Origin of the sequence: Rhodoferax sp. (assembly GCF_012927445.1) — a bacterium.
Taxonomy (GTDB): Bacteria; Pseudomonadota; Gammaproteobacteria; order Burkholderiales; family Burkholderiaceae_C; genus Rhodoferax.
The window spans coordinates 472,043-492,884 of sequence record NZ_JABBPD010000008.1; the positions used below are offsets into that span (position 1 = coordinate 472,043).

General features: G+C 55.5%; 23 protein-coding genes. 13 read left to right on the forward strand and 10 right to left on the reverse strand.

Annotation, left to right across the window (positions count from 1 at the left end; all coding sequences use genetic code 11):
- The first annotated feature begins 144 nt into the window (after positions 1-144).
- From HHJ17_RS17760 to HHJ17_RS17800, 9 genes are all read left to right on the forward strand, one after another.
- Complete coding sequence (locus HHJ17_RS17760; RefSeq protein ID WP_296501874.1) at positions 145-2,421, forward strand: cation-translocating P-type ATPase; 2,277 nt, start codon at positions 145-147, stop codon at positions 2,419-2,421.
- Positions 2,421-2,558 (forward strand): cbb3-type cytochrome oxidase assembly protein CcoS, encoded by a 138-nt coding sequence (gene ccoS / locus HHJ17_RS17765; protein ID WP_296501875.1) that lies wholly within the window; start codon positions 2,421-2,423, stop codon positions 2,556-2,558. The genes HHJ17_RS17760 and ccoS overlap by 1 nt, the downstream gene beginning before the upstream one ends.
- A gap of 87 nt (positions 2,559-2,645) precedes the next feature.
- Entirely contained in the window at positions 2,646-4,088 is a 1,443-nt protein-coding gene (gene ccoN / locus HHJ17_RS17770; protein ID WP_296501876.1) for a cytochrome-c oxidase, cbb3-type subunit I, read from the forward strand.
- A 13-nt stretch (positions 4,089-4,101) separates the two neighbouring features.
- Positions 4,102-4,728 carry a cytochrome-c oxidase, cbb3-type subunit II gene (gene ccoO / locus HHJ17_RS17775; protein WP_296501877.1) on the forward strand — a complete coding sequence of 209 codons (627 nt, stop codon included), beginning with the start codon at positions 4,102-4,104 and terminating at the stop codon, positions 4,726-4,728.
- Positions 4,729-4,744: 16 nt separating this feature from the next.
- Positions 4,745-4,888 carry a cbb3-type cytochrome c oxidase subunit 3 gene (locus tag HHJ17_RS17780; RefSeq protein WP_296501878.1) on the forward strand — a complete coding sequence of 48 codons (144 nt, stop codon included), beginning with the start codon at positions 4,745-4,747 and terminating at the stop codon, positions 4,886-4,888.
- A gap of 24 nt (positions 4,889-4,912) precedes the next feature.
- Positions 4,913-5,830 carry a cytochrome-c oxidase, cbb3-type subunit III gene (ccoP, locus tag HHJ17_RS17785; RefSeq protein ID WP_296506714.1) on the forward strand — a complete coding sequence of 306 codons (918 nt, stop codon included), beginning with the start codon at positions 4,913-4,915 and terminating at the stop codon, positions 5,828-5,830.
- 85 nt (positions 5,831-5,915) lie between these two features.
- Complete coding sequence (gene ccoG, locus HHJ17_RS17790; RefSeq protein ID WP_296502015.1) at positions 5,916-7,343, forward strand: cytochrome c oxidase accessory protein CcoG; 1,428 nt, start codon at positions 5,916-5,918, stop codon at positions 7,341-7,343.
- Positions 7,344-7,352: 9 nt separating this feature from the next.
- Positions 7,353-7,637, forward strand: coding sequence for a FixH family protein (locus HHJ17_RS17795; protein WP_296501880.1), 285 nt, complete (start codon positions 7,353-7,355; stop codon positions 7,635-7,637).
- A 31-nt stretch (positions 7,638-7,668) separates the two neighbouring features.
- On the forward strand, positions 7,669-7,959 hold the full coding sequence (locus HHJ17_RS17800; RefSeq protein ID WP_296501881.1) for a hypothetical protein: 291 nt from the start codon (positions 7,669-7,671) through the stop codon (positions 7,957-7,959).
- Positions 7,960-7,974: 15 nt separating this feature from the next.
- Here the strand turns inward: HHJ17_RS17800 and fnr are convergent, their stop codons facing one another.
- A complete protein-coding gene (fnr, locus tag HHJ17_RS17805) occupies positions 7,975-8,694 on the reverse strand; it encodes a fumarate/nitrate reduction transcriptional regulator Fnr (protein ID WP_296501882.1) in 720 nt (239 codons plus the stop codon).
- A 141-nt stretch (positions 8,695-8,835) separates the two neighbouring features.
- Here fnr and hemN point away from each other — a divergent pair, with 141 nt between their 5' ends.
- The gene (gene hemN / locus HHJ17_RS17810) at positions 8,836-10,227 is read left to right on the forward strand and encodes an oxygen-independent coproporphyrinogen III oxidase (RefSeq protein WP_296501883.1); all 1,392 of its coding nucleotides are present in this window, start codon (positions 8,836-8,838) and stop codon (positions 10,225-10,227) included.
- A gap of 9 nt (positions 10,228-10,236) precedes the next feature.
- Positions 10,237-10,914 (forward strand): sulfite exporter TauE/SafE family protein, encoded by a 678-nt coding sequence (locus HHJ17_RS17815; RefSeq protein ID WP_296501884.1) that lies wholly within the window; start codon positions 10,237-10,239, stop codon positions 10,912-10,914.
- A 23-nt stretch (positions 10,915-10,937) separates the two neighbouring features.
- Here HHJ17_RS17815 and HHJ17_RS17820 read toward each other — a convergent pair whose 3' ends face one another.
- Genes HHJ17_RS17820 through HHJ17_RS17830 form a run of 3 tightly spaced genes read right to left on the reverse strand, consistent with a single transcriptional unit; the run spans position 10,938 to position 15,186 of the window.
- Positions 10,938-12,134, reverse strand: coding sequence for an HlyD family efflux transporter periplasmic adaptor subunit (locus HHJ17_RS17820; RefSeq protein ID WP_296501885.1), 1,197 nt, complete (start codon positions 12,132-12,134; stop codon positions 10,938-10,940).
- Positions 12,135-12,152: 18 nt separating this feature from the next.
- The gene (locus HHJ17_RS17825) at positions 12,153-14,516 is read right to left on the reverse strand and encodes an ABC transporter permease (RefSeq protein WP_296501886.1); all 2,364 of its coding nucleotides are present in this window, start codon (positions 14,514-14,516) and stop codon (positions 12,153-12,155) included.
- Between the two features lie 10 nt (positions 14,517-14,526).
- Positions 14,527-15,186, reverse strand: coding sequence for an ABC transporter ATP-binding protein (locus HHJ17_RS17830; protein WP_296502016.1), 660 nt, complete (start codon positions 15,184-15,186; stop codon positions 14,527-14,529).
- 729 nt (positions 15,187-15,915) lie between these two features.
- On the opposite strand from HHJ17_RS17830, the gene HHJ17_RS17835 reads away from it, so the two are divergent.
- Complete coding sequence (locus HHJ17_RS17835) at positions 15,916-16,656, forward strand: hypothetical protein (protein ID WP_296506716.1); 741 nt, start codon at positions 15,916-15,918, stop codon at positions 16,654-16,656.
- Positions 16,657-16,827: 171 nt separating this feature from the next.
- Here the strand turns inward: HHJ17_RS17835 and HHJ17_RS17840 are convergent, their stop codons facing one another.
- Positions 16,828-17,571: a hypothetical protein gene (locus tag HHJ17_RS17840; RefSeq protein ID WP_296506718.1), complete on the reverse strand. Its 744-nt coding sequence runs from the start codon at positions 17,569-17,571 to the stop codon at positions 16,828-16,830.
- Between the two features lie 67 nt (positions 17,572-17,638).
- Between HHJ17_RS17840 and HHJ17_RS17845 the strand changes: the two genes are divergently transcribed.
- On the forward strand, positions 17,639-17,932 hold the full coding sequence (locus tag HHJ17_RS17845; protein WP_296506719.1) for a hypothetical protein: 294 nt from the start codon (positions 17,639-17,641) through the stop codon (positions 17,930-17,932).
- A 21-nt stretch (positions 17,933-17,953) separates the two neighbouring features.
- On the opposite strand, the gene HHJ17_RS17850 is transcribed toward HHJ17_RS17845, so the two are convergent.
- The 5 genes from HHJ17_RS17850 to HHJ17_RS17870 form a co-directional block, all read right to left on the reverse strand.
- Positions 17,954-18,154 carry a hypothetical protein gene (locus HHJ17_RS17850; RefSeq protein WP_296506721.1) on the reverse strand — a complete coding sequence of 67 codons (201 nt, stop codon included), beginning with the start codon at positions 18,152-18,154 and terminating at the stop codon, positions 17,954-17,956.
- 255 nt (positions 18,155-18,409) lie between these two features.
- Positions 18,410-18,598, reverse strand: coding sequence for a hypothetical protein (locus HHJ17_RS17855; protein ID WP_296506723.1), 189 nt, complete (start codon positions 18,596-18,598; stop codon positions 18,410-18,412).
- Between the two features lie 203 nt (positions 18,599-18,801).
- Positions 18,802-20,124 carry a phage major capsid protein gene (locus tag HHJ17_RS17860; RefSeq protein ID WP_296506725.1) on the reverse strand — a complete coding sequence of 441 codons (1,323 nt, stop codon included), beginning with the start codon at positions 20,122-20,124 and terminating at the stop codon, positions 18,802-18,804.
- Between the two features lie 66 nt (positions 20,125-20,190).
- Complete coding sequence (locus HHJ17_RS17865; protein WP_296506727.1) at positions 20,191-20,466, reverse strand: hypothetical protein; 276 nt, start codon at positions 20,464-20,466, stop codon at positions 20,191-20,193.
- A 15-nt stretch (positions 20,467-20,481) separates the two neighbouring features.
- The gene (locus tag HHJ17_RS17870) at positions 20,482-20,679 is read right to left on the reverse strand and encodes a hypothetical protein (protein ID WP_296506730.1); all 198 of its coding nucleotides are present in this window, start codon (positions 20,677-20,679) and stop codon (positions 20,482-20,484) included.
- Between the last annotated feature and the right edge of the window lie 163 nt (positions 20,680-20,842).

A 20,842-nucleotide genomic window follows, 5' to 3' on the forward strand; every position in this document is an offset into this window, starting at 1 on the left:
CTCTGGTCACCCTTTGTCGTCCTGATTTTCGTCAAGTAAACTGCGCTGCTTGACGGGCACCCCCAAAACCTAATGACCAACGATCGTTCTGCCGCTTCAGTTTCGGCTCAAAACCATTTTTTTGACGTAAGCAGCAAAGGAAAAATGGAGTCGCCTGCTGCAGGTTCGGATTCGGACGTCTTGCATCTATTGGACGACCAACAAGAGTGGTCCGTCTTTAGTCGTCCTGACCCCCGCAATGTTGATTGCTGGGAGTCCAACCTCATGATCGAAGGCATGCATTGCGCAGCCTGTGCCTTGACTATTGAGGATGTGTTGCTGAAAGTGCCCGGCGTGCTCAAAGCCGAAGTGGGTGCCGGCAGTCACCGTGCGCGCGTGCTCTGGTCTTCTGATGTGGCCCGGCCATCCGACTGGATGCGTGCTATTCAAACTGCCGGGTACCGTGCCGTGCCCGCCAACGATGCCTTTGCCCGTGAACGCCGCAAGAGCGAAGCGCGCAAGGCGCTATGGCGCATGCTGGTCGCAGGGCTTTGCATGATGCAAGTGATGATGTACGCCTATCCGGCCTACGTTGCAAAACCCGGGGATTTGACGGCCGAGATGGAGCAGTTGTTGCGTTGGGCCTCTTGGGTGTTGACCCTGCCCGTTGTCCTGTTCTCATGCGGACCGTTTTTTAGCAATGCATTGCGTGACATTGTGCAGCGCCGCGTGAGCATGGATTTGCCGGTGGCTTTGGGGATGCTGATTACGTTTGTGGTCAGTACCGCGGGCACTTTTGATCCGCAGGGGATTTTTGGGCGCGAGGTGTATTTCGACTCGCTCACCATGTTTGTTTTCTTCCTGCTGTCGGGGCGCTGGCTGGAGTTGCGCTTGCGTGACCGAACGGCTGGGGCACTGGAAGCGCTGATGAACCGGCTGCCCGACAGTGTGGCGCGTCTGCGCGAAGACGGTACCTATGAACTGGTGCCGGTACGCCGATTGATGCCCGGAGATGTCATTCGCATCTTGCCCGGTGAGACATTCCCCGCTGATGCGGTGGTGCTGCAAGGCGACACGATGGTCGATGAGGCGCTGCTCACCGGCGAGTCGCGGCCGGTATCGCGTGGTGTTGGCGGCAAAGTGATTGCTGGCAGCCATAACCTTTCATCAGTGATTCAGGCTCGTGTCGAGCGAACGGGCGATCAAACCCGCTTCGCCCAAATTGTGGCACTGATGGAAAGCGCCTCAACGACCAAGCCAACGTTGGCCCGCTTGGCGGATCGGATTGCCAAGCCGTTCCTGATTGCGGTCCTGTTGGCGGCCGGTTTGGCTTGTGCTTTTTGGTGGGCACGGGACCCCGAACATGCGCTGATGGTCGCAGTGGCGGTGCTGGTCGTGACCTGTCCCTGTGCTTTGTCTCTGGCAACGCCAGCTGCCATGCTGGCCGCGGCAGGAGCCTTGGCGCGCAAGGGGGTTCTGGTGCGTCAGCTGGAAGCCTTTGAAGCCATGGCTTCAATTGACACGGTGATGTTTGATAAAACGGGAACCTTGACACGAGACGCCATGGTGCTGGGATCGACCCAAGTGCGAGAGGACTTCACCGCTGCACAAGTTCTGGCGATGGCCGCTGCGTTGGCACAACACTCGCTTCACCCGGTATCGCGGGCGCTGCTTGCTGCGGCAGGAACTGCCTCGACTTGGAAGGCGGACGCCGTACAGGAGGTCGCAGGAGGCGGGGTATCCGGTCGGGTCTGGTCGGGGGATCCTTTTTTGACATCGACTGATTTACGGCTTGGTTCCGCCGCTTTTTGCGGCGTTGAATCAAACCGGACGGATTCGTTGCAGGCTTATTTAAGTGACGAGCGTGGCTGGTTGGCCACGTTCGCACTTCTGGAGGATGTACGACCGGATGCGATGGACACGGTGGCGGCACTTCAACGTGAAGGTATTGCGGTGCACCTGTTGTCTGGCGACAGTGCGAAGGCAGCGGCGCGTGTCGCAGCGCAGGTGGGTATCACCGAATTTCAAGGAAATTGCTCGCCTCAAGACAAGCTGGATTTTTTGCGCAATGCCCAGCAGAACGGCCGCAAGGTCGCCGTGGTGGGTGACGGGCTTAACGACGGCCCGGTGCTGGCCGGTGCCCATGTGTCATTTGCTTTCGGTAAAGCCGTGCCATTGGCGCAGGCGCAGGCAGATTTCTTGGTGTTGGGTGATCAACTCACTGCTGTCGTGAAAACATTAAGCATGGCCCGGAAAACCCTTCGTGTTGTGCGGCAAAATCTATGGTGGGCAGCAATTTATAACGCAGTGTGCGTACCTCTGGCCATTGCCGGGTTGCTTCCGGCCTGGCTGGCGGGTCTTGGCATGGCTCTTAGCTCATTATTGGTCGTTCTGAATGCCTTGCGGCTGTCGAACAGTGGCAAATCACAGGAGAAAGTTTGATGGATATTCTTTATTTGTTGATTCCACTGTCGGTCATTCTTGTGTTTTTCATTCTTGGCGGACTGTGGTGGGCCATTTACCGTGGTCAATTCGAAGATATCGAGTCTGAAGGTGAGCGAATTCTTAAGGATTCATAAGAATTCCTTTCAAGGGTTGATGTGTGTCAAAAGGTATCCGGGTTTGCCATGGGAAACTCGCTCCAAACTAACTGAGAAGAGGTGAAAATGATATTTCCTAATTCGCTAGCAACTACCTACAACGATAAAGTTGTTAGGCAGTTTGCCATCATGACCGTCGTCTGGGGCGTGGTTGGCATGCTGGTCGGCGTGATCATCGCCGCCCAGTTGACGTGGCCTGAGCTTAATTTAGGCATTCCATGGTTGACTTACGGACGGTTGCGTCCGCTGCACACCAATGCGGTGATTTTTGCGTTTGGTGGCTGTGGCTTGTTTGCCAGCGCCTATTACGTAGCGCAACGCACTTGTCATGTGCGACTGTTCGGCGACAAGCTGGCCGCATTTACATTTTGGGGCTGGCAGCTGGTCATCGTTGCTGCAGCCATTTCTCTGCCATTGGGTTTCACCGAAGGCAAAGAATACGCTGAGCTCGAGTGGCCCATCGACATTTTGATCACCCTGGTCTGGGTGTCATTTGCGATCGTGTTCTTCGGCACTATCGGCACCCGAAAAGTTCGCCATATTTATGTGGCTAACTGGTTTTTTGGTGCTTTCATCATTGCCGTAGCTTTGTTGCACTTGGTTAACAGTGCTGCCATTCCTGCTGGTTACATGAAGTCTTACTCTGCTTATGCAGGTGTGCAGGATGCCATGGTTCAGTGGTGGTATGGCCACAATGCTGTTGGTTTCTTCCTGACAGCCGGTTTCTTGGGCATGATGTATTACTTCATTCCCAAGCAAGCCGAACGGCCGGTGTACTCTTATCGCCTGTCTATCGTTCACTTCTGGGCGTTGATCTTCACCTACATGTGGGCGGGTCCTCACCATCTGCATTACACCGCGCTGCCTGACTGGACGCAATCTGTAGGCATGGTGTTCTCGCTGATTTTGCTGGCTCCCAGCTGGGGCGGCATGATCAACGGCATCATGACGTTGTCCGGTGCTTGGCACAAACTGCGTGATGATCCCATCCTGCGTTTCCTGATTGTGTCGCTCTCGTTCTACGGCATGTCTACCTTTGAAGGTCCGATGATGTCAATCAAGACGGTCAATGCACTGTCTCATTACACCGACTGGACTGTGGGCCATGTGCATTCCGGCGCCCTGGGTTGGGTTGGTCTTGTGACCATGGGCAGCATGTATTATTTGATTCCGCGCCTGTTTGGTCAGAAGCAGATGTACAGCGTCAAGGCAATTGAAGTTCACTTCTGGACTGCCACGATTGGTATCGTTATTTACATCGCATCCATGTGGATTGCCGGTGTGATGCAGGGCCTGATGTGGAGAGCAATCAACACAGACGGTACCTTGACCTACACTTTTGTGGAGTCCGTTAAAGCGACTTTCCCGTTCTATGTGTTGCGTTTGTTGGGTGGTCTTTTGTATCTCACCGGTATGTTGATCATGCTCTGGAATACATTGAAGACAGCGACCAGCGGCCGCTCTGTCACCGTGACCATTTTGGCTCCAGTCGCCATTGCCCACGCCTGAGAAAGAAAATACCATGGCAAATAACAATGCAAGCGGCGGTCTGTCGCATGAAAAAATCGAAACCAACAATTTCCTGATGATCGTATTGATCCTTGTGGTGTTGCTGGTGGGTGGATTGGTGGAAATTGTTCCCCTGTTCTTCCAAAAGTCCACCACGGAGCCGGTTAAGGGTCTTATGCCTTACACCGCGCTTCAGTTGGCTGGACGTGACATCTATACCCGTGAGGGTTGCTACAACTGCCACTCGCAGATGATTCGTCCGTTCCGCGCTGAGACGCTGCGTTATGGACACTATTCTGTAGCGGGTGAATTCGTGTACGACCACCCGTTTCAGTGGGGTAGCAAGCGCACCGGTCCTGATCTTCACCGTGTCGGTGGCAAGTACAGCGACCAGTGGCATCGTGACCACTTGAATAATCCGCGTGATGTGGTGCCTGAATCCAACATGCCTGCTTATCCCTGGCTTCTCAAAGACAACGTGGACGCTGAATCTATGCCAGCTCACATGAAGGCTTTGCGGATTGTTGGCGTGCCTTATACCGATGAGCAGATTGCCAAGTCTACGGAAGAGATCAAGGGCAAGAAAGAAATAGAAGCGGTTATTGCATATTTGCAGGTTTTGGGAACCTTGGTCAAGTAAGCGGGAGACGTCTTATATGGAACTCGATATCAACACCCTTCGTTCTATGGCTACGGTGGCCAGCTTCATCACGTTCATCGGAATCATTGTGTGGGCCTATTCCCGCCGAAATGCTGCCGATTTCGAAGAAGCCGCCAACCTGCCTTTTGAACAAGACTGAAGAACCGCATTAAAAGGAAAATAAATGAGCGACTTTAAAAGTAACTTCTGGTCGTTGTACGTCACCGGAATCACTGTAGTCAGTATTCTGGCCTGTCTGCTGCTGCTTTGGTTTAGTGGCAAGGCAAAGGCTATGACGGTCAGTGACAATACAACCGGACATGTGTGGGATGGCGATTTGCGTGAGATGAACAACCCTTTGCCACGTTGGTGGGCTTGGTTGTTTGTCATTACCATCGTTTTTGCCTTTATTTACCTTAGCCTGTACCCTGGGCTGGGAACTTACCCTGGTAAATTGGGTTGGACATCTACTGGTCAACACCAGGCCGAAGTTGACAAGGGCAATGCAGAGGTTGCACCCCTGTATGCCAAGTTTGCGGCTATGAAGCCTGAAGATGTTGCTCAAGATCCGCAGGCTATGGCCATTGGCGAGCGGTTGTTCATGAACAACTGCGCTCAGTGCCATGGCTCCGATGCCCGGGGCAACAAGGGATTCCCCAACTTAACTGACAATGATTGGTTGGGTGGTGGCACTCCAGAGATCATCAAAGCAAACATAACCAACGGCCGTAATGGCATGATGCCGCCCATGGCTGCGGCAGTGGGTAATGCGGATGATGTCAAGAATGTTGCTCAGTATGTTTTGAGTCTGTCTGGCAGTCCTCATGATTCCGTTCAAGCATCGCTTGGTAAATCAAAGTTTACGGCATGCGCAGCTTGTCACGGCATGGATGGCAAGGGTAATCAGGCGTTGGGCGCACCTAACCTGACGGATGATATCTGGTTGCACGGTTATGGCGAGGCGGCTATTCTTGCCATGGTTAACAATGGCAAGGTCAACCAGATGCCAGCTCAGGCTGACAAGCTGACTGAGTCTCAGATTCACGTGTTGGCATCTTATGTGTGGGGTCTCTCTAATAAGAGTGGCGCTACCGCCAAGTAAGTTAGCGGCTGATCGTTTGTAAATCAAATTCTCACAAGGAATTCACTTGAACAGCAAGGCACCGGGGGCGCGAAAAATCATACCCATCGTCCCAGATGAGGGGTATGAGCCACCGGTTCCGCCGCAAGCGGCGGAGGAAGTGTTGATTTCACTCTACGCATCGCACGAAAAAATCTACCCGCGCAGCGTCTCGGGCCTGTTCTCCAACTGGCGCTGGGGCATGGTGTTCCTGACCCAGCTGGTGTTTTATGGCTTGCCCTGGCTCGAATGGGGCCAACGGCAAGCCATCTTGTTTGATCTGGGCAGCCGGCGCTTCTACATCTTTGGCCTGGTGCTGTACCCGCAGGACTTCATCTACCTGACCGGCATTCTGGTCATCTCCGCGCTCTCGCTGTTTCTGTTCACCGCCGTGGCCGGCCGCCTGTGGTGCGGCTACGCCTGTCCGCAAACGGTCTACACCGAAATCTTCCTCTGGATCGAAAAGAAGTTTGAAGGCGACCGCTCGGCCCGCATGCGCCGCGACGCCAAGCCGCTGTCGCTCGACAAAGTCTGGCGCAAAACCGCCAAACACCTGGTCTGGCTGGCGGTGGCGCTGTGGACCGGCTTCACCTTTGTCGGCTACTTCACCCCGATCAAAGACCTGGGCCTGGAGTTCCTGCAGATGAGCATGAGCTCGTGGGAAGTGTTCTGGACCTTCTTCTACGGCTTTGCCACCTACGGCAACGCCGGCTTCATGCGCGAGCAGGTCTGCAAACACATGTGCCCGTATGCGCGCTTTCAAAGCGCCATGTTTGACAAAGACACCCTGATCGTCACCTATGACGAGGAGCGCGGCGAGCCCCGCGGTGCCCGCTCCCGCAAGGCCGATATCACCACGCTGAATCTGGGCGCCTGCGTCGACTGCAGTCTGTGCGTCCAGGTCTGCCCCACCGGCATTGACATCCGCAAAGGCCTGCAGTACGAGTGCATTGGTTGCGGCGCCTGCGTCGACGTCTGCGACACGGTGATGGACAAAATGGGCTACGCCCGCGGCCTGATCAAGTACACCACCGAGAACGCCATGCAGCAGCACTGGACCCAGGCGCAGACCTTTCGTCATGTGCTGCGGCCGCGGGTCTTGGTGTACACCGCCATTCTGGCTACCATCGTCATGGCCATGCTGGTCAGCCTGACGCTGCGTACACCATTCAAGGTGAATGTGGTGCGCGACCGCGGCGTCATGGCGCGCGAAGTGGCCGGTGGCAAGATCGAGAACGTGTACCGTCTGCAGGTGATGAACGCCACCGAGGCGCCGCAACGCTACAAAATCACCGTGACCGGCCTGCCGGGCCTGGTGGTGGCGTCGGAAGACGTGGTGATGGTCGCCTCGACCGAGGCACGGGTGGTGCCGGTGCGGGTGCAGGCACCGGCGGATGTGGCGGCACCGGGTTCGCATGCGATGCAGTTTCAGATTGACGCGCTGGACTCGTCCGGTCACTTGACGGAAAAATCGGTTTTCTTGGTTCCTAGATAAGGATTGGTTATGCAGAAAGATACTGTTGATTCAGGCGCTCCCTGGTGGAAGTTTGGACATGTCTGGATGGTATTCGGCGGTCCTGCTATCGTCGTTGTTGCTAGTTTTATAACGCTGTATCTTGCCGTGACGAGGCCTGATCCGGTAGTTTCCGAAGACTATTATCAAAAAGGGATTGATATAAACCAAACATTGGATGCTGCCAATGCCGCCAGTCTGGCGCCTGCATTACAAGCCCGCAACCACGCAGCGACCGGTGTGCAACCAACCGCAAAAGCAGTTAATAAGCCTTGATCTGACTGACCTTAACTTAAGGGCATCAATTATGTTGTCACAACGAATCATGTGGATTGCCTGGCCCGCTTTCATGGTGGCCTGTGTTCTGGAGTTTCTGGTGTTTGCGCTGGTTGATCCGCAAGACCTGCACTGGTTTGGTCAGCCCATGGGTCTCTCACGACAGGGTGTTTACACCGTGGCTTTTTTTGTGTTTTGGGGTATCACCATGGTGTCCAGCGGCTTGACTACTTTGCTGGCGAAGTCTCCATTTGAGGTAAACCGCTGTCCAATGCCTGTCGGTGATCGTCCTGAGGGCTGTAGCAAGCAGGACCCTTGTTAGGGCATTCTGCTGAGCTTAGTTGCAGGCTTTGGGGTTGACGATGTCCTTGAGCATGTCCGTGTTGATAATGCGGACATGCCGTTGCTTGACTTCTACGATGCCTTCTTCAACAAATCTTGAAAATGTCCGACTGACCGTTTCCAGTTTCAATCCCAAAAAGCTGCCAATTTCTTCCCGGGTCATTCGAAGTACTAACTCCGACTGAGAGAATCCTCGTGCATGCAATCGTTGAACCAAGTTCAGCAGAAAAGTAGCAAGACGTTCTTCTGCACGCATGCTTCCGAGCAGGAGCATCACGCCGTGTTCCCGCACAATCTCGCGACTCATGATTTTGTGAACGTGACGCTGTAAGGCATTCACTTCTCGTGATAACTCTTCAATCCGGTCAAATGGCATCACACAGACCTCTGCATCTTCCAGTGCGACTGCGTCGCAGGTGTGATGGTCATTCACGATTCCATCCAGACCGATGACTTCACCAGCCATCTGAAATCCTGTGACCTGATCCCGACCATCCTCCGACGCCACGCGAGTCTTGAAAAAACCGGTGCGAATGGCATACAAGCTGGTGAATTTCTCACCGTTTCTAAAGAGCGTTGTGCCACGTTTGATCTTGCGCCTGGCCGCCACCATATCGTCAATGAGGTCCAGTTCCGCCGCTGTCAAGCCCATGGGCATGCATAGCTCCCGCAAATTACAGTTGGAACAGGCGACTTTGATGGTTTGAGGATTCATGTTTTTCATTTTGTCACTAATTTAGTGACAGTCCTGATACGGGTCAGATTTACACAATTCGAATTGCCGTGACTTTTGATTGAGATCAAGAATGAATTTTAGCTTTTAAGGCATATTCGGTCAGCTTGCCAAGGACTATTCATGAATGTTGCCGAACCTGTTATTGAAGACCTGATACGTCGGTTTGACGTGTCCGGGCCTCGTTACACCTCGTACCCTACGGCGGACCGATTTGTCGAGGCTTTTTCAGCGGATGACTACACCCAGGCACTGAAGCTGCGGCGCACCGGGGCTGCCGCCTTGGCGTTACCGCTATCCCTGTATGTTCACATCCCTTTTTGCGAATCGCTTTGCTACTACTGCGCCTGCAACAAAATCATCACCAAGCACCACGATCGTGCAACGCCCTATCTGCGCTACCTGAGTCGAGAGGTGGATTTGCACACCGAGCATTTGGGTGTCGGGCAAATCGTAACGCAATTGCATCTGGGCGGTGGCACGCCCACATTTCTGTCGGACGACGAACTGCGTGAATTGATGGGTATGTTGCGTCGCAACTTTGTCTTTGCCCCCGGCGGCGAATACTCCATTGAGGTTGATCCGCGCACCATTGACGTCTCGCGGCTGGATACGCTGGCAGAACTTGGATTCAACCGGTTGAGCTTTGGTGTGCAGGATTTTGATCCTGCAGTACAAAAAGCAGTGCATCGTGTTCAGCCTGCTGAGCAGGTTTTTGCTTTGGTCGAGGCGGCGCGCCAGCGTGGTTTCGATTCCATCAACGTGGATCTGATTTACGGTTTGCCGCAGCAAAGCCCCGAGTCGTTCGATCGCACACTGGCCCAGGTGATTGAGTTGCGGCCTGATCGCCTTGCCTTGTATGCCTACGCTCATTTGCCTGAGCGTTTCAAGCCACAGCGCAGGATCGCCACAGTAGAGCTACCCAGTGCTGCCGCCAAGGTCGCCATGCTCTCGCGTTCTCTATCTGCTTTTATTGGCGCTGGTTATGTTTACGTGGGGATGGATCACTTTGCGCTGCCCACGGATGCATTGGCAATTGCCAAGCGGCAGGGCCGCTTGCATCGTAATTTTCAGGGTTACAGCACCCAGCCAGATTGTGATCTGATCGGTCTTGGCGTATCGTCCATTGGCCGCATTGGGGCAACTTACAGCCAGAACGCCAAGACGTTGGAGGAGTATTACGACTATCTGGATCAGGGGCATTTCCCCGTGGTGCGCGGACTTGCGCTTTCACGTGACGACTTGGTTCGTCGTGCCGTCATCATGTCTCTGATGTGCCAGGGGGAAGTGCTGTTTGAATCCATCGAGTTGGCTTACCTGGTGGAGTTTCACTGTTACTTTGCTTCTGAACTTGAGGCGTTGCAAAAGCTGGTTGAGCAGGGACTGGTCACGCTGGACGATAGCGGCATTCAGGTCACCCCCATGGGCTGGTATTTTGTACGCGCTGTCGCCATGGTGTTTGATCGTTATTTACAGACCGACCGTACGCGCGCCCGGTTTTCCAAGATCATCTAGACTTTATAGATGCAAACATCTCTGGCTGTGACGGCATTGTTAATGGGCTTGGCCGGCGGCCCCCATTGCATTGCCATGTGTGGCGCGGCCTGTGCCGGCATTGGGCAAGCCGCAGGCCCACGCAAAAATGTAGCCATGTGGAGTTTTCAAGCGGGGCGGGTATTGGGTTACTCCGCGCTGGGCTCTGTGGCCGCGGCCTCTATGCAGGGTTTGGGCTGGCTGACGGTTCAATCGGCCGCACTGCGCCCGGTATGGACGCTTTTTCATGTGGCAACTTTGGTGCTTGGCCTGCTGTTGCTATGGCAGGCACAGCAACCGGTCTGGCTGGAGCAGGCGGGTAGAAAAATCTGGTCAGGCGCGCGCTCATTGGCACAGGGGCGGGGCAGGGGGGCTCCGCTTGTGATTGGGGTGCTTTGGACTTTTTTGCCCTGCGGCTTGCTTTACTCAGCCTTGCTGGTTGCAGCCTTGACAGGCAGTGCACTTGAAGGCGCGGCCGTCATGGCCTTGTTTGCCTTGGGCACCAGTGTTTCCATGATGGCTGGCCCCTGGCTTTGGCTGCGTTTGAAAGGAAAAGGCACTGGGGACTGGGGTATACGTCTGGCAGGGCTGGCACTGGCGGCCAGTTCCAGTTGGGCGTTATGGATGGCTTTTGCCCATGACGCCGCACCGTGGTGCGTGACGCCCTGACGAGCAATTGAACGGAGTTGGGTTCAGCGTGCCTTGACTCTGTCGCCGTTTCTTAATTTGGTGTCTGGGTAGACAATCACTTGCATACCGGGCGTCAGGCCTGACTTGACCCAGGCCTCAACCCCATTGCGGGCGGTCACTTCAATTTCTGTCAGCCGTGCACGGCCCTTGTCCAGCACAAAGAGTGCTGATCGTGCCCCCAGCGGAAACAATGCACTGACTGGAACCTTGACCGCGTTCTCCATCACCTGGACCAGCACCCGTACATCAACCTTGAAGCCATCGCCCAGGGTTGGCCATTTTTCCGGTGTGGAGGTGATGTCAATGATCGTATTCACACGTTGCTCCTCCACCCCCAAAGCGGATACCTTGGTGAATGCCGCGGGTTCGATCAGTCTGACTTGCCCCCGCAGTACGTCGGGCCCGCCCCAGTTGGAGAGTTGCACCACGCTGCCGGGTTTGATCTGCGCGGCATCTTCGGTCAGGATATCCACCACCACTTCAAGCTGGGTCGGATCGCCCAGTTCCAGCAGCGGCGTGCCTGCCATCACGATGCCTTCACTCTGCGTCACCACTTTGAGCACTTTGCCGGACACGGGCGACTTGATCACAAAAGCCCGCTTCTGAGTCTCTGGCGTGGATAGCGTGGATTGGGCAAACTGCCTCAACGCTATGCGCGATTGTTCCAGTTCATAGCGAGCTGCAGCCTCTTCATGTCGTGCACTTTCCAGCTCTTTCTCGCGCAGACGGACATTTAACCGCCCCGTCTCATTCTGGGTCGGTGAAACAAATCCCTGGGTGGCAAGCGTCTCACTGCGTTTGAGTTCGGTGCTGGCCTGCTCAAGCGCTGCTTTAGCGCGTTCCATATTGGCTTGTGTTTTGGCCACGGCGGCCTGCATGGCCCCGGTGCGTGCCATTTGCTCGGCGCGAGAGCGTTCATCCAGCAGCGAGGGGGAAACCGGCCACAGCGTGGCCACGGCAGCGTCCATTTCAACCGAATCTCCCTGCTTCAAATCAATGCGTGCCACGCGACCCATCAGCGGTGTCGAGACAACATAGCGGTCGCGCAAGCGCGTCTTGCCATCTTCCTGCACCGTGCGCTCAAACCGACCTTGGGTCACGCTGGCAATTTCGACCTCTGCGGGACGTGGCATAAAGGCCCATACCAGCAGGGCCAACACCAGCAGGGAAGCCACGCCAATCATTATTTTTTTCTTCATGGCTCTTCTCCAGTTTTGTTATTCGCGGGTTTTGAGCACGCCGACCAGATCCAGTGAATCCACACGGCGGCGCACAATCAGCGCGCTGACAATGCCGGCGGCAAGCACGCACAAGGCGGCAAAGGCATAGGTGGCGGGTTGAATCACGAAGGGGAAATAAAACTCGTCGGTCTTGATCAAATTGACAATCGCCGCTGACAAAAGATAGCCCAGCACCATGCCCAGCGGCAGGGCCAGTGCAATTTCAATTGCCAGTTCTCCCAGCAGAAAGGCCGAGACCTCGCCCCGTGTGAACCCGAGTACGCGCAGACTGGCCAATTCCCAGGCGCGCTCCGCCAGTGCGATGCGGGCGTTGTTATAGACCACCCCGATGGCAATGATGGTGGCAAATGTCGTCAGAATGCCGCTGAAGACCAGTACGTTGCGGGCCGTGACTTCCTCGATATTGCGTTGCATGACCGACTTGCTGACCGCAACCGCAATCCGTGGCAACTCTTTGAGTTTGTTCAGCAGGGCGTCTTCATGCCCACGCTCGACGGCCACGGTGACTTGATTGATCACATCGCCTTCCCGCAAAATTCTGTTCAAGGCGTGTCGTTCAATGTAGGCGTTCATCCCCATCATTTCATTCACGACACCGGTCACGACCATCTCCAGCGTCTCAAGCCGACCCTCCAAAAACTCAATCCGAACGGTGTCGCCAGGCTTGACCATCAGCCGCTCGGCCAGTCGGTCGGTGAGCAGCAGACCATCAAGCGGCGGTGCGAAGACCTGACGGTCCATGCCGACGATGCGGTGCAGCTCGGGCTGCACAACTTTTCCCTGGAGGGACCCGCGCCAGGTATGGTTGGCGTGGACCAGTCGTGCCGCCACGGTACGAGCACCTTCCACCGCCGTCACATACGGCAGTTTGGCCATTTCATGCCCGATGCGGGCTGGGGTGGCTTCAATGAACCCGATGGATACGTCGCCGCGCAGAACCTGGTTGAACTGGGTGTTCATCAAGACCGCGATCGAGTCTCGCCAGAATGCGCCGGTGATCACGATTGCCATTGCCACGGCAATGCCGAAGATGGTCAACCCGGTGCGTAGCGGACGCCGCTCCATGGTTCGAAAAATCATGCGGACAGCGGGCGAGACCCAATGCTGCAACCCCCAGCGCTCAATCAGCATCGGTTTGTAAACACCCGGAGCGGGGGGGCGCATGGCTTCGGCGGGCGCCAGCTTCACGGTGGCACGAATGGCATTGAGCGTGGCCAGCACCGCCGCTGACAGGGCGACGCCCACCGCCTCCAGAATCAACACCGGTTTGACCCGGTAGCGCAGTTCTGGAAAGCGGAAGACATCCGCATAAATGCCGACAAACCAGTGCCCCATCGCCGCGCCCAGCGCCAACCCCAGCACCACGCCCAACACCACAATCACCAGCACCAGCTTCAAATAGTGCAGACCAATGGCCTGGTTGTCGTAACCCAAGGCCTTCAAGGCGGCCACTTGCTCGCGCTGGGTCGCAATCTGCCGCCCCAGCACAACATTCAACAAAAATCCGGCAACCGCCAGAAAAATGCTGGGCAGCACCGTGCCGAGCACGCGTTGCTCCTTGATCTCCGAGTCGAGAATCATGTGCGACATCTGCAGGTCGCGACCATGGGCGGTAATGCCGCCGAAGGGTGCGAGCAAGCGATTCAGATGGTCAATGACGGGCCCCTCTGTCGCACCCGGCGCAAGCCGCACCGCCACCTGATTGAAGGCGCCTTCCATGTTGTAGGCCGCGGCCAGTGCCTGCCGGTCCACCCAGAAAACACCGAATCCACGCTGGTCGGGCGAGCCGCCCATACCGGCAAAGATGTATTCGGGCGACAGCGCAATCCCCACAATTAACAGCACTTCGCGTTTGCCGTTGACCAGCGCATTCAGACGGTCGCCGGGCTTGAGTTGACGCGCGACCGCAAAACCTTCCGATACCAGCGTCTCGATGGCGCCCGTGTGATGCACCGCAATCATGCGGCCGCTGCGCAGATGCACCTTGTTCAGCCGTTGGGGCGCTCGTGCGTCCAGCCCAATCAAGCGACCAATGATGGGATCGGCCACATTCGGGATCGCGATGGGCACAATTTGCGCCAGCGAAGTTTCGACGTGAGCGGCACCGGGAATGCTCTCCAGCTGCCGCTCCATGGAACGGGGTGCCCGTTTGAGCGTGGCAAATACATCGGCAAACCGCGCGTCGGCGTAGTACAAATCGCGCGACCATGACAGCGCATCGTAGGCGCTGAAGCTGGTGATAAAGCCGGCGACCCCACTGGCCACCACCAGCGCGATGGTCAGCGCCTGGCTCCACATCAAGCGCAGGTCCCTGAGCAGTTTGCGGTCCAGTGCTTTCACCAAGGCCCCTTTACCACGACAGCTCCGATGGTTTGAGCTTGTGGGCGTTTTGCTCGACGCGCTGGATGCGCCCGCCGCCCAGGTACAACACACGGTCCGCCATACCGGCAATCGCGGCATTGTGCGTGATGACGACTGCCGTGGTGCCCAGTTCCCGGTTGATGCGCTCGATCACTTCCAGCACCAGTTTGCCGGTCACGTAGTCGAGCGCGCCAGTGGGTTCGTCGCACAGCAGGACTTCCGGGCGTTTCACAATCGCCCGCGCAATCGCCACGCGCTGCTGCTCGCCGCCGGACAGTTGCGACGGAAAGTGATCCAGCCGGTCCGCCAGCCCGACCAGCCCCAACGCTTCAATGGCGGGCATGGGGTTGTCGGCAATATCGGTGACCAGTTCCACGTTTTCTCGTACGGTCAGGCTGGGAATCAGGTTGTAGAACTGAAACACAAAGCCGACATGCTCGCGCCGGTAGCGCGTCAGCTGCGCCTCGGTCGCCGCCGTCAGGTCATGCTCGGCAAAACAGGCAATACCGCCACTGGGGCGGTCCAGTCCTCCCAGAATGTTCAGCAAGGTTGATTTACCGCTGCCGGAGGGGCCCAGCAAGACGATAAATTCACCGCGATAAATGGTCAGGTCCACCTCCAGCAGGGCATGGACCCGCACCTCGCCCATTTGATAGGTCTTGCTCAGTCCTTTGGCAATGAAAACAGCGGGCCGACCGGCCTGATCGGCGGCGGATTCTTGGGCGGGTTTGTTGGCGAGTGGGGGGGCAAGCAAAGTAGGGCCTTCGCGGTTGGCGATTCCAACGGGCACTGTGGCATGCACCGGCAGGGCGGGCGTTGACGATTGTCAAAATTCCGCGGGCTGTGCCATGACTGGGATAATCCACCCCATGCTTAGCCTGAAACCCGTCCCCCCTGACCGCTGGAAGTTGTCCGTCGCCCCGATGATGGATCGTTGCGAATAACCAACAACCATGCGGGTTGCTGGTGGGGTCGTGTGCAATTCGTGTGCATTCAATGCGGGGCTTTTTATTTTCTTTGGCCTGTAAAATTTGCCCCAAATATCAGGGCAATTAATTGCACAGTTTTGATTAGTGCAGACGTCTGCACACCCTAGATGGGTAAAAATTACAATTTATTTTGCAATTTTTGTATTGTGTTTTATCTAGATCCCGTTTTCTAAGCTTAGCAAGCTACTTGCTAAAACACCTTGTTATCCACAGTTTGTGCACAAAACTTATCCACAAAGTCGTTGGTTTTGGATAATTTGAAAATTTGCAGATATCTGGCTTTTTTGCCCCACAATAGCAAAAAGGGCGGGATGCTACATTGATTTTTTGATGGTTGTCAATCCTGGTGGGGGAACCTCCACGTTTAATAAAAAAAGCAACGGGAAACGATGACAACAAACGTATATGACAGCTTGGCTGGCATGATGAGTAGTGATTCACGCTGGTCATGCCAATTTGGGAAATACCTAATTTACATTGATGATGCTCGGTTTGAAAAAATCGAAAAATATCAGAATTCCGTTTTTATGTTTGCAGGAGACGGGACAAAGATACAAGCGTGGAAGGACTGGATACGGACTTCACCAAAAAGCAATGTGGGTATACCAGATTGTGAAAAGATTTGCATCTGCATTGCTGATCAAGCAAAAAATTCTGTACTTTTTATGGAACGTCAGGACATCGTCAAGGATGGCGGTTACTTTGCAGGGTCGGGGTCGAGATATGCATACCAATGCTGGGGCCAAAACAAAGACCCCCTGAAAGCAGTTGAAACTGCAAAGGTTTTTGATGTGTCGTCGGGTGGGGATGTAAAGTTTTTTGAATTTGGAAGTGGAAAGCACAATCTTTTTAGTCCGATTGGCAAAGATGTGCGAATTGAAGATGTTTCAAAAGCAATGGCAACAAGGGGAAATGTTATGGAAATTACTGTAAATAGTGCGACTAATTCGCCTCCTTTTAAGCTAGCTGATATGGCTGCAAACGATGCAAGTTTGCTGGATGTTCAAAACAAGATTACAAGTGGGCAATTGTCCCCGACTGCGCCTTGCGACGGTATGTATTCTGAGTGGACAGCGGGACAACTGGATAAGCTGAATTCAGCACTAGGGAAAGTTTTTGACTGGGATTGATTTGATTTGTACCCAAAAAACACAACAACCCGCCACGGCGGGTTTTTTGTTGCAGGTTCTCCTAATAGGCAACCCCAGACGCTGATTCAAGCTGCCTAAGAATAGGGGTCAGCGAGTCGGCGTCTGACTGCAAAGCCACATTAACCGCCGTGGTGCGGCCCCACACACACATCAGCGCCAGCTCGCGTTTCGATAGGCGGCGATATTTTCGTAATTTTCAAGCCATTCTCGCGCCCTTAGTATTTGCGCGTCTGCGTCGCCAGGCCCCCACATACCGTCGGCCCCGTTAGCCGTCAGTAGCAGGGCCTCGAATGCATCAGTCCTAATTCGAGCCTCGGCTACGCCTACTATTTCCACGGTCGCGCGTTGCTGCTCCCTCAATACAATGCATTCGTAAATAATCTCACTGTCTGTGACATCGCTTAAATGCTGCTTTGCGTCAATGTCTGTAGCGGCGGCGATGTCCCTATCTATCACCTCGGAAGCTAAGATAACGGGGCTGTATACGTCGTGTTGCCAGCACCGCATGAGCGCGTAGTACACCGCCGTACCTCGAAGACTTGACCAGTAGTACCCCTTCCGCGCGTTGCCTTGTTCCGCACCCGCAAAACCCCGGTAAAGCGTAAGCGCGGCCCGCTTGGGTTTAGGGTATGCGGCGTATTCGAAAAGCTCGCGCAGCAGTGCGCGGCTCCCTGTCACCTCCGGGTGAATGCATCTCGGGTGCTTGGCGATTGCATTAAGCAAGACGTGCCGGACGACCCCGCGCGGCGCTTTACGGCGGCAAAGGAGGTGGACCCATTCGACCTTGCCGTTCAAGTCTGCGCACTCATGTACAAGGGTGTCCGCCGATTGTTTGCAGCCGCGCACGGCCTTGGCGAAAAGGTGGGCGCTATCTAATGTTGAGGCTTCAAGCATTGCTTTCCTTTAAAAATAGGTGCCAGCCGCAAGGTCGCGGGTTTTGTTACTGCGTAACGGTGATATTATGCGTTACGCAGTAAGGGAAATCATGGCAACAAATTCCGAAAGACAAGCCGCTTACCGGGCGCGGCATCTGAAATCAGAAAACGGCGAGCTCGAGCGCCTTAACCTGATGGTCAATTTGCACGCCAAACGCTCGCTTGAGCGGCTTGCAAGCTGTTACGGCGTAACGCAGCGGGCCATGATTGAGCGGCTTTTGCAGAGCGCAGAGCGCGCGGCTGTTGATGCGGCTCAGAACTTGCCCGACGGTCAGTCCGATTATTACGATTCAAAGCTCAAACTTGGCGTTACGCAGTAACGAGCAGAACGGGCGGTGAGGTTAGTGCTTTGCCTGCGCTCGCAGGGCGTCGCCCAGCATGGCGTCCAGTTGGGCCTGCACCAGCATTGCCGGTTGTCCCGATGCCAGCATGGCCTGCGCCTGTTTGCGTAGCTCTGCGGTGGTTGCCCGCTGTGCGGAGCGCCCGCGCTCAAGGGCAATTCGGGCGCAGGTGCTTTTTAGGTCTTTTGGCAGTGGTTTCATGCGTAGAATTGCCCTGTTTAAATGTCTTTTTTGGTTAGCTTTACGGAAAGCGTGGGAGCAGGACGGTTTCCCGTTGGGGTTCGTTTCACTTCGCTGGCGCCCTACACCCCCATTTGAATAGCCCGTAGCGGGATATTTTGTCCAAATGGGAAACGAGGCGGTTTCCGGGGACGGCCCCGTGGCGACTTCTGACCCGCCCCCGGCCTACGGATTCAAAAAACTTTTTTACGCGGTGCCTGCGCTGTCCTGATTCGCTCACGCCGTCATCTTGCCGCATAGGCGATTCACCTCAGTTTCACGCAGGTAAAGCACATCACTGGTCGTGATGGAATTCCCCTGACCGTACAGCCGGACGCTTCCGCCAGGTAAGTCCACCACCGTGACGCCGTTGGCATTTAGTTGCCGCATGATGTGGGCGCGGCGCCTGTCTTTTGATTCAAACATAAGCAATTTCCAAATTAGTGAGGGTGTGCAGCCCGGCGTTTTGAATGCCTGCGGTGAACCCTCTCGCGTACCGTCTTCTCGCCGTTACGCCATGCAATCCCATGTCTCTCGCTGCGCGAGATATTCCGAGGTACGCCCTCCAGCTCGCTCGGAATACACCAGCCATCTATGGGCAGCTCTCTCGATGAACTGGTGTTTATTGCTTAGGCGCGGACGCCTGTTACCACTGCGAAGGCGGCGGGGTAGTTGACGACTACATCCGCGCGGACATGGCAGGCAAAGCCGATTTCACCCGTAGAGGCATAGGCCTCTTGGAGCAGTTGGATGCTCACTGACTCACGCATGGCGAAGTACAACTGGCTAAAGTCCCCGACATAGATTTCAGAGCAATCAGCCGATGCGCCTACCGTCAAGGTGTTGGGGATTTGGCTCGTTGCGATCAGCTTCAATGGTTGGAGCATGGTCGGCACGTCCAATGGCTCCCCCGTGGTGCTTACCAGCCCCCCCAGTTTGATAAGCGAGCGAGGCGACATGATGGCGGCTGTCGGTGCTGGTCCATCCGCTTGCAAGATCGCACCATAGGCACTAAACAGGTTGGCATAACTTGCGAGCGGTGTTCCCGCCGCGCCGTTGGTCACGCCTTGGATGCCAACTGTATTCAGCAGGCCGCGCGGCTCGGGTGCGGTGCCGGACCCACGCAGGCCAGCGCGATCCAACTCCTTTGCAAAGGCTTGGGCAATGGCTTGGTTCAGCGCGGAGGTCAGGCCAACGGCATCAGCCAGCAACTCACGAGAAACCTTGAACATAAACGATAGGCTACGCGGGGTTGCCACCACTGCGCGGAATGTCGGGTCACTCGTTGCCAGGGTGCCGCCTTCCGCGCGCCATGCTGCGGTGGGGATGGCGTTGATAGCCGCGCTGGTAAAAGTCTTTGCGCCTTGTTCCAGGGGGATGATGCCCGCGCCTGCGGTGAGCAGTGCCGATACAGGAACCATTGCGCTCAAGATTGAGGGCATAAGCACGCCAGGTACGGCAAACCCGCCGGCCGCATCCGTGCCGACACTCAGGGCATTTTTCACGCTTGGAGTAGTGCGAAGGTTAGCGATGCCGCGAAGGTAATCCGCAATGTCGTACTCGCCCGCATCTTGAGAATGGCCGGTTTCGTAGTGCTTTGCGAAGTCAGCGCTGTTGCGCATGGCCTTAGTTGCGCCGTTGCTCTTCGATTTACCGAAGAACTTTTCAGCGTCTTGCATACGCTCAAAGGCTTCATTAACGGCCGCAATTGCGTTGCCGGCAAACACCAGGGCGTCTGTCGTGGCGTCGTTGTAGTCGTTTGGCTTGAGTTGGTCGCTGATGGCGTTCAAAGCGCGGCGTGCGGTCTTGCGCATGGCGTGCAATTCAGCTTCCGAGAGGCTGGATGCGTTAGTGCCGATGTTTACGGCTTCCGGCATACCGTTCTTGGCGCAGAGAGTTGTCCAGGCGTTGCGGGCGTTTTCTTCGGTGCCGATGTATTGGGCTTTTGACATGATGTTCTTTCGGTGTGGCCCAGGCGCAAAAAAAGCGCGTCTGAGCCGAGTCAATAAATTGAAGGCTTAGATACGCGCTTTCCCGTTGGGAGCCGAATCATGCGAACACTTGAATAAGCCCGTTGGGTTTACCTTGCGCTCGATATGCGCAATGCTAACACAACGGGGGTTCTTTGTCACGAATGATCGAAATTTAATCAGTACATCAAGTTTTGCGCCTTGCCCGGCGCGCGCCGCCACGGCGTCTATCTGCTCCTGCGGGAGCGTGGCCAGCATCTCGGCGCTCAGGCCCAAGGCGCCGGCGTGGAGTGCTTTGTAGGCATCGTCAAATTCATTTGTCATGTAGGTCTTTCAGATTTAGGCCAGGTCGCAAACGTATTGCGGTTCGATCGCGCGGGGATACTGGTCAGGCCCAAGGCCAGCCAGGGTAAGGCTCTCGTATGTCGGCAGCATCGCTGTGCGGAATCCAAGCTGGTGCGCCCGCAGGATTTGCTCAAGCACGCGGGTTGTGGTGGGTAATGGGCCGAAGTGCAGGGGGGTCGTGTCATCGTCCATGTCGGGGCCTTAATAAATTGATGGGTTTTGCAAAAATCAGCGGGGGGACTGTTTTCTTCCCTTCCAGCTTTCCAATCCATCCCTTCCACTAGGGGGTGGAAAGGATGGAAAGGGTTTTCCACGCCTAAAACCTTTCCTGGAAAGCTCTGGAAAGCTGGAAAGG

Coding starts and splice junctions, on each gene's coding strand:
- HHJ17_RS17850 (WP_296506721.1), bottom strand. CDS start 18,154: ATGAAACCACTGCCAAAAGACCTAAAAAGCACCTGCGCCCGAATTGCC.
- HHJ17_RS17760 (WP_296501874.1), top strand. CDS start 145: ATGGAGTCGCCTGCTGCAGGTTCGGATTCGGACGTCTTGCATCTATTG.
- ccoO (WP_296501877.1), top strand. CDS start 4,102: ATGGCAAATAACAATGCAAGCGGCGGTCTGTCGCATGAAAAAATCGAA.
- fnr (WP_296501882.1), bottom strand. CDS start 8,694: ATGAATCCTCAAACCATCAAAGTCGCCTGTTCCAACTGTAATTTGCGG.
- ccoP (WP_296506714.1), top strand. CDS start 4,913: ATGAGCGACTTTAAAAGTAACTTCTGGTCGTTGTACGTCACCGGAATC.
- HHJ17_RS17830 (WP_296502016.1), bottom strand. CDS start 15,186: ATGGGCGAGGTGCGGGTCCATGCCCTGCTGGAGGTGGACCTGACCATT.
- ccoN (WP_296501876.1), top strand. CDS start 2,646: ATGATATTTCCTAATTCGCTAGCAACTACCTACAACGATAAAGTTGTT.
- ccoS (WP_296501875.1), top strand. CDS start 2,421: ATGGATATTCTTTATTTGTTGATTCCACTGTCGGTCATTCTTGTGTTT.
- HHJ17_RS17870 (WP_296506730.1), bottom strand. CDS start 20,679: ATGGACGATGACACGACCCCCCTGCACTTCGGCCCATTACCCACCACA.
- HHJ17_RS17815 (WP_296501884.1), top strand. CDS start 10,237: ATGCAAACATCTCTGGCTGTGACGGCATTGTTAATGGGCTTGGCCGGC.
- HHJ17_RS17840 (WP_296506718.1), bottom strand. CDS start 17,571: ATGCTTGAAGCCTCAACATTAGATAGCGCCCACCTTTTCGCCAAGGCC.
- HHJ17_RS17845 (WP_296506719.1), top strand. CDS start 17,639: ATGCGTTACGCAGTAAGGGAAATCATGGCAACAAATTCCGAAAGACAA.
- HHJ17_RS17835 (WP_296506716.1), top strand. CDS start 15,916: ATGACAACAAACGTATATGACAGCTTGGCTGGCATGATGAGTAGTGAT.
- HHJ17_RS17780 (WP_296501878.1), top strand. CDS start 4,745: ATGGAACTCGATATCAACACCCTTCGTTCTATGGCTACGGTGGCCAGC.
- HHJ17_RS17855 (WP_296506723.1), bottom strand. CDS start 18,598: ATGTTTGAATCAAAAGACAGGCGCCGCGCCCACATCATGCGGCAACTA.
- HHJ17_RS17795 (WP_296501880.1), top strand. CDS start 7,353: ATGCAGAAAGATACTGTTGATTCAGGCGCTCCCTGGTGGAAGTTTGGA.
- HHJ17_RS17820 (WP_296501885.1), bottom strand. CDS start 12,134: ATGAAGAAAAAAATAATGATTGGCGTGGCTTCCCTGCTGGTGTTGGCC.
- HHJ17_RS17865 (WP_296506727.1), bottom strand. CDS start 20,466: ATGACAAATGAATTTGACGATGCCTACAAAGCACTCCACGCCGGCGCC.
- HHJ17_RS17800 (WP_296501881.1), top strand. CDS start 7,669: ATGTTGTCACAACGAATCATGTGGATTGCCTGGCCCGCTTTCATGGTG.
- HHJ17_RS17860 (WP_296506725.1), bottom strand. CDS start 20,124: ATGTCAAAAGCCCAATACATCGGCACCGAAGAAAACGCCCGCAACGCC.
- hemN (WP_296501883.1), top strand. CDS start 8,836: ATGAATGTTGCCGAACCTGTTATTGAAGACCTGATACGTCGGTTTGAC.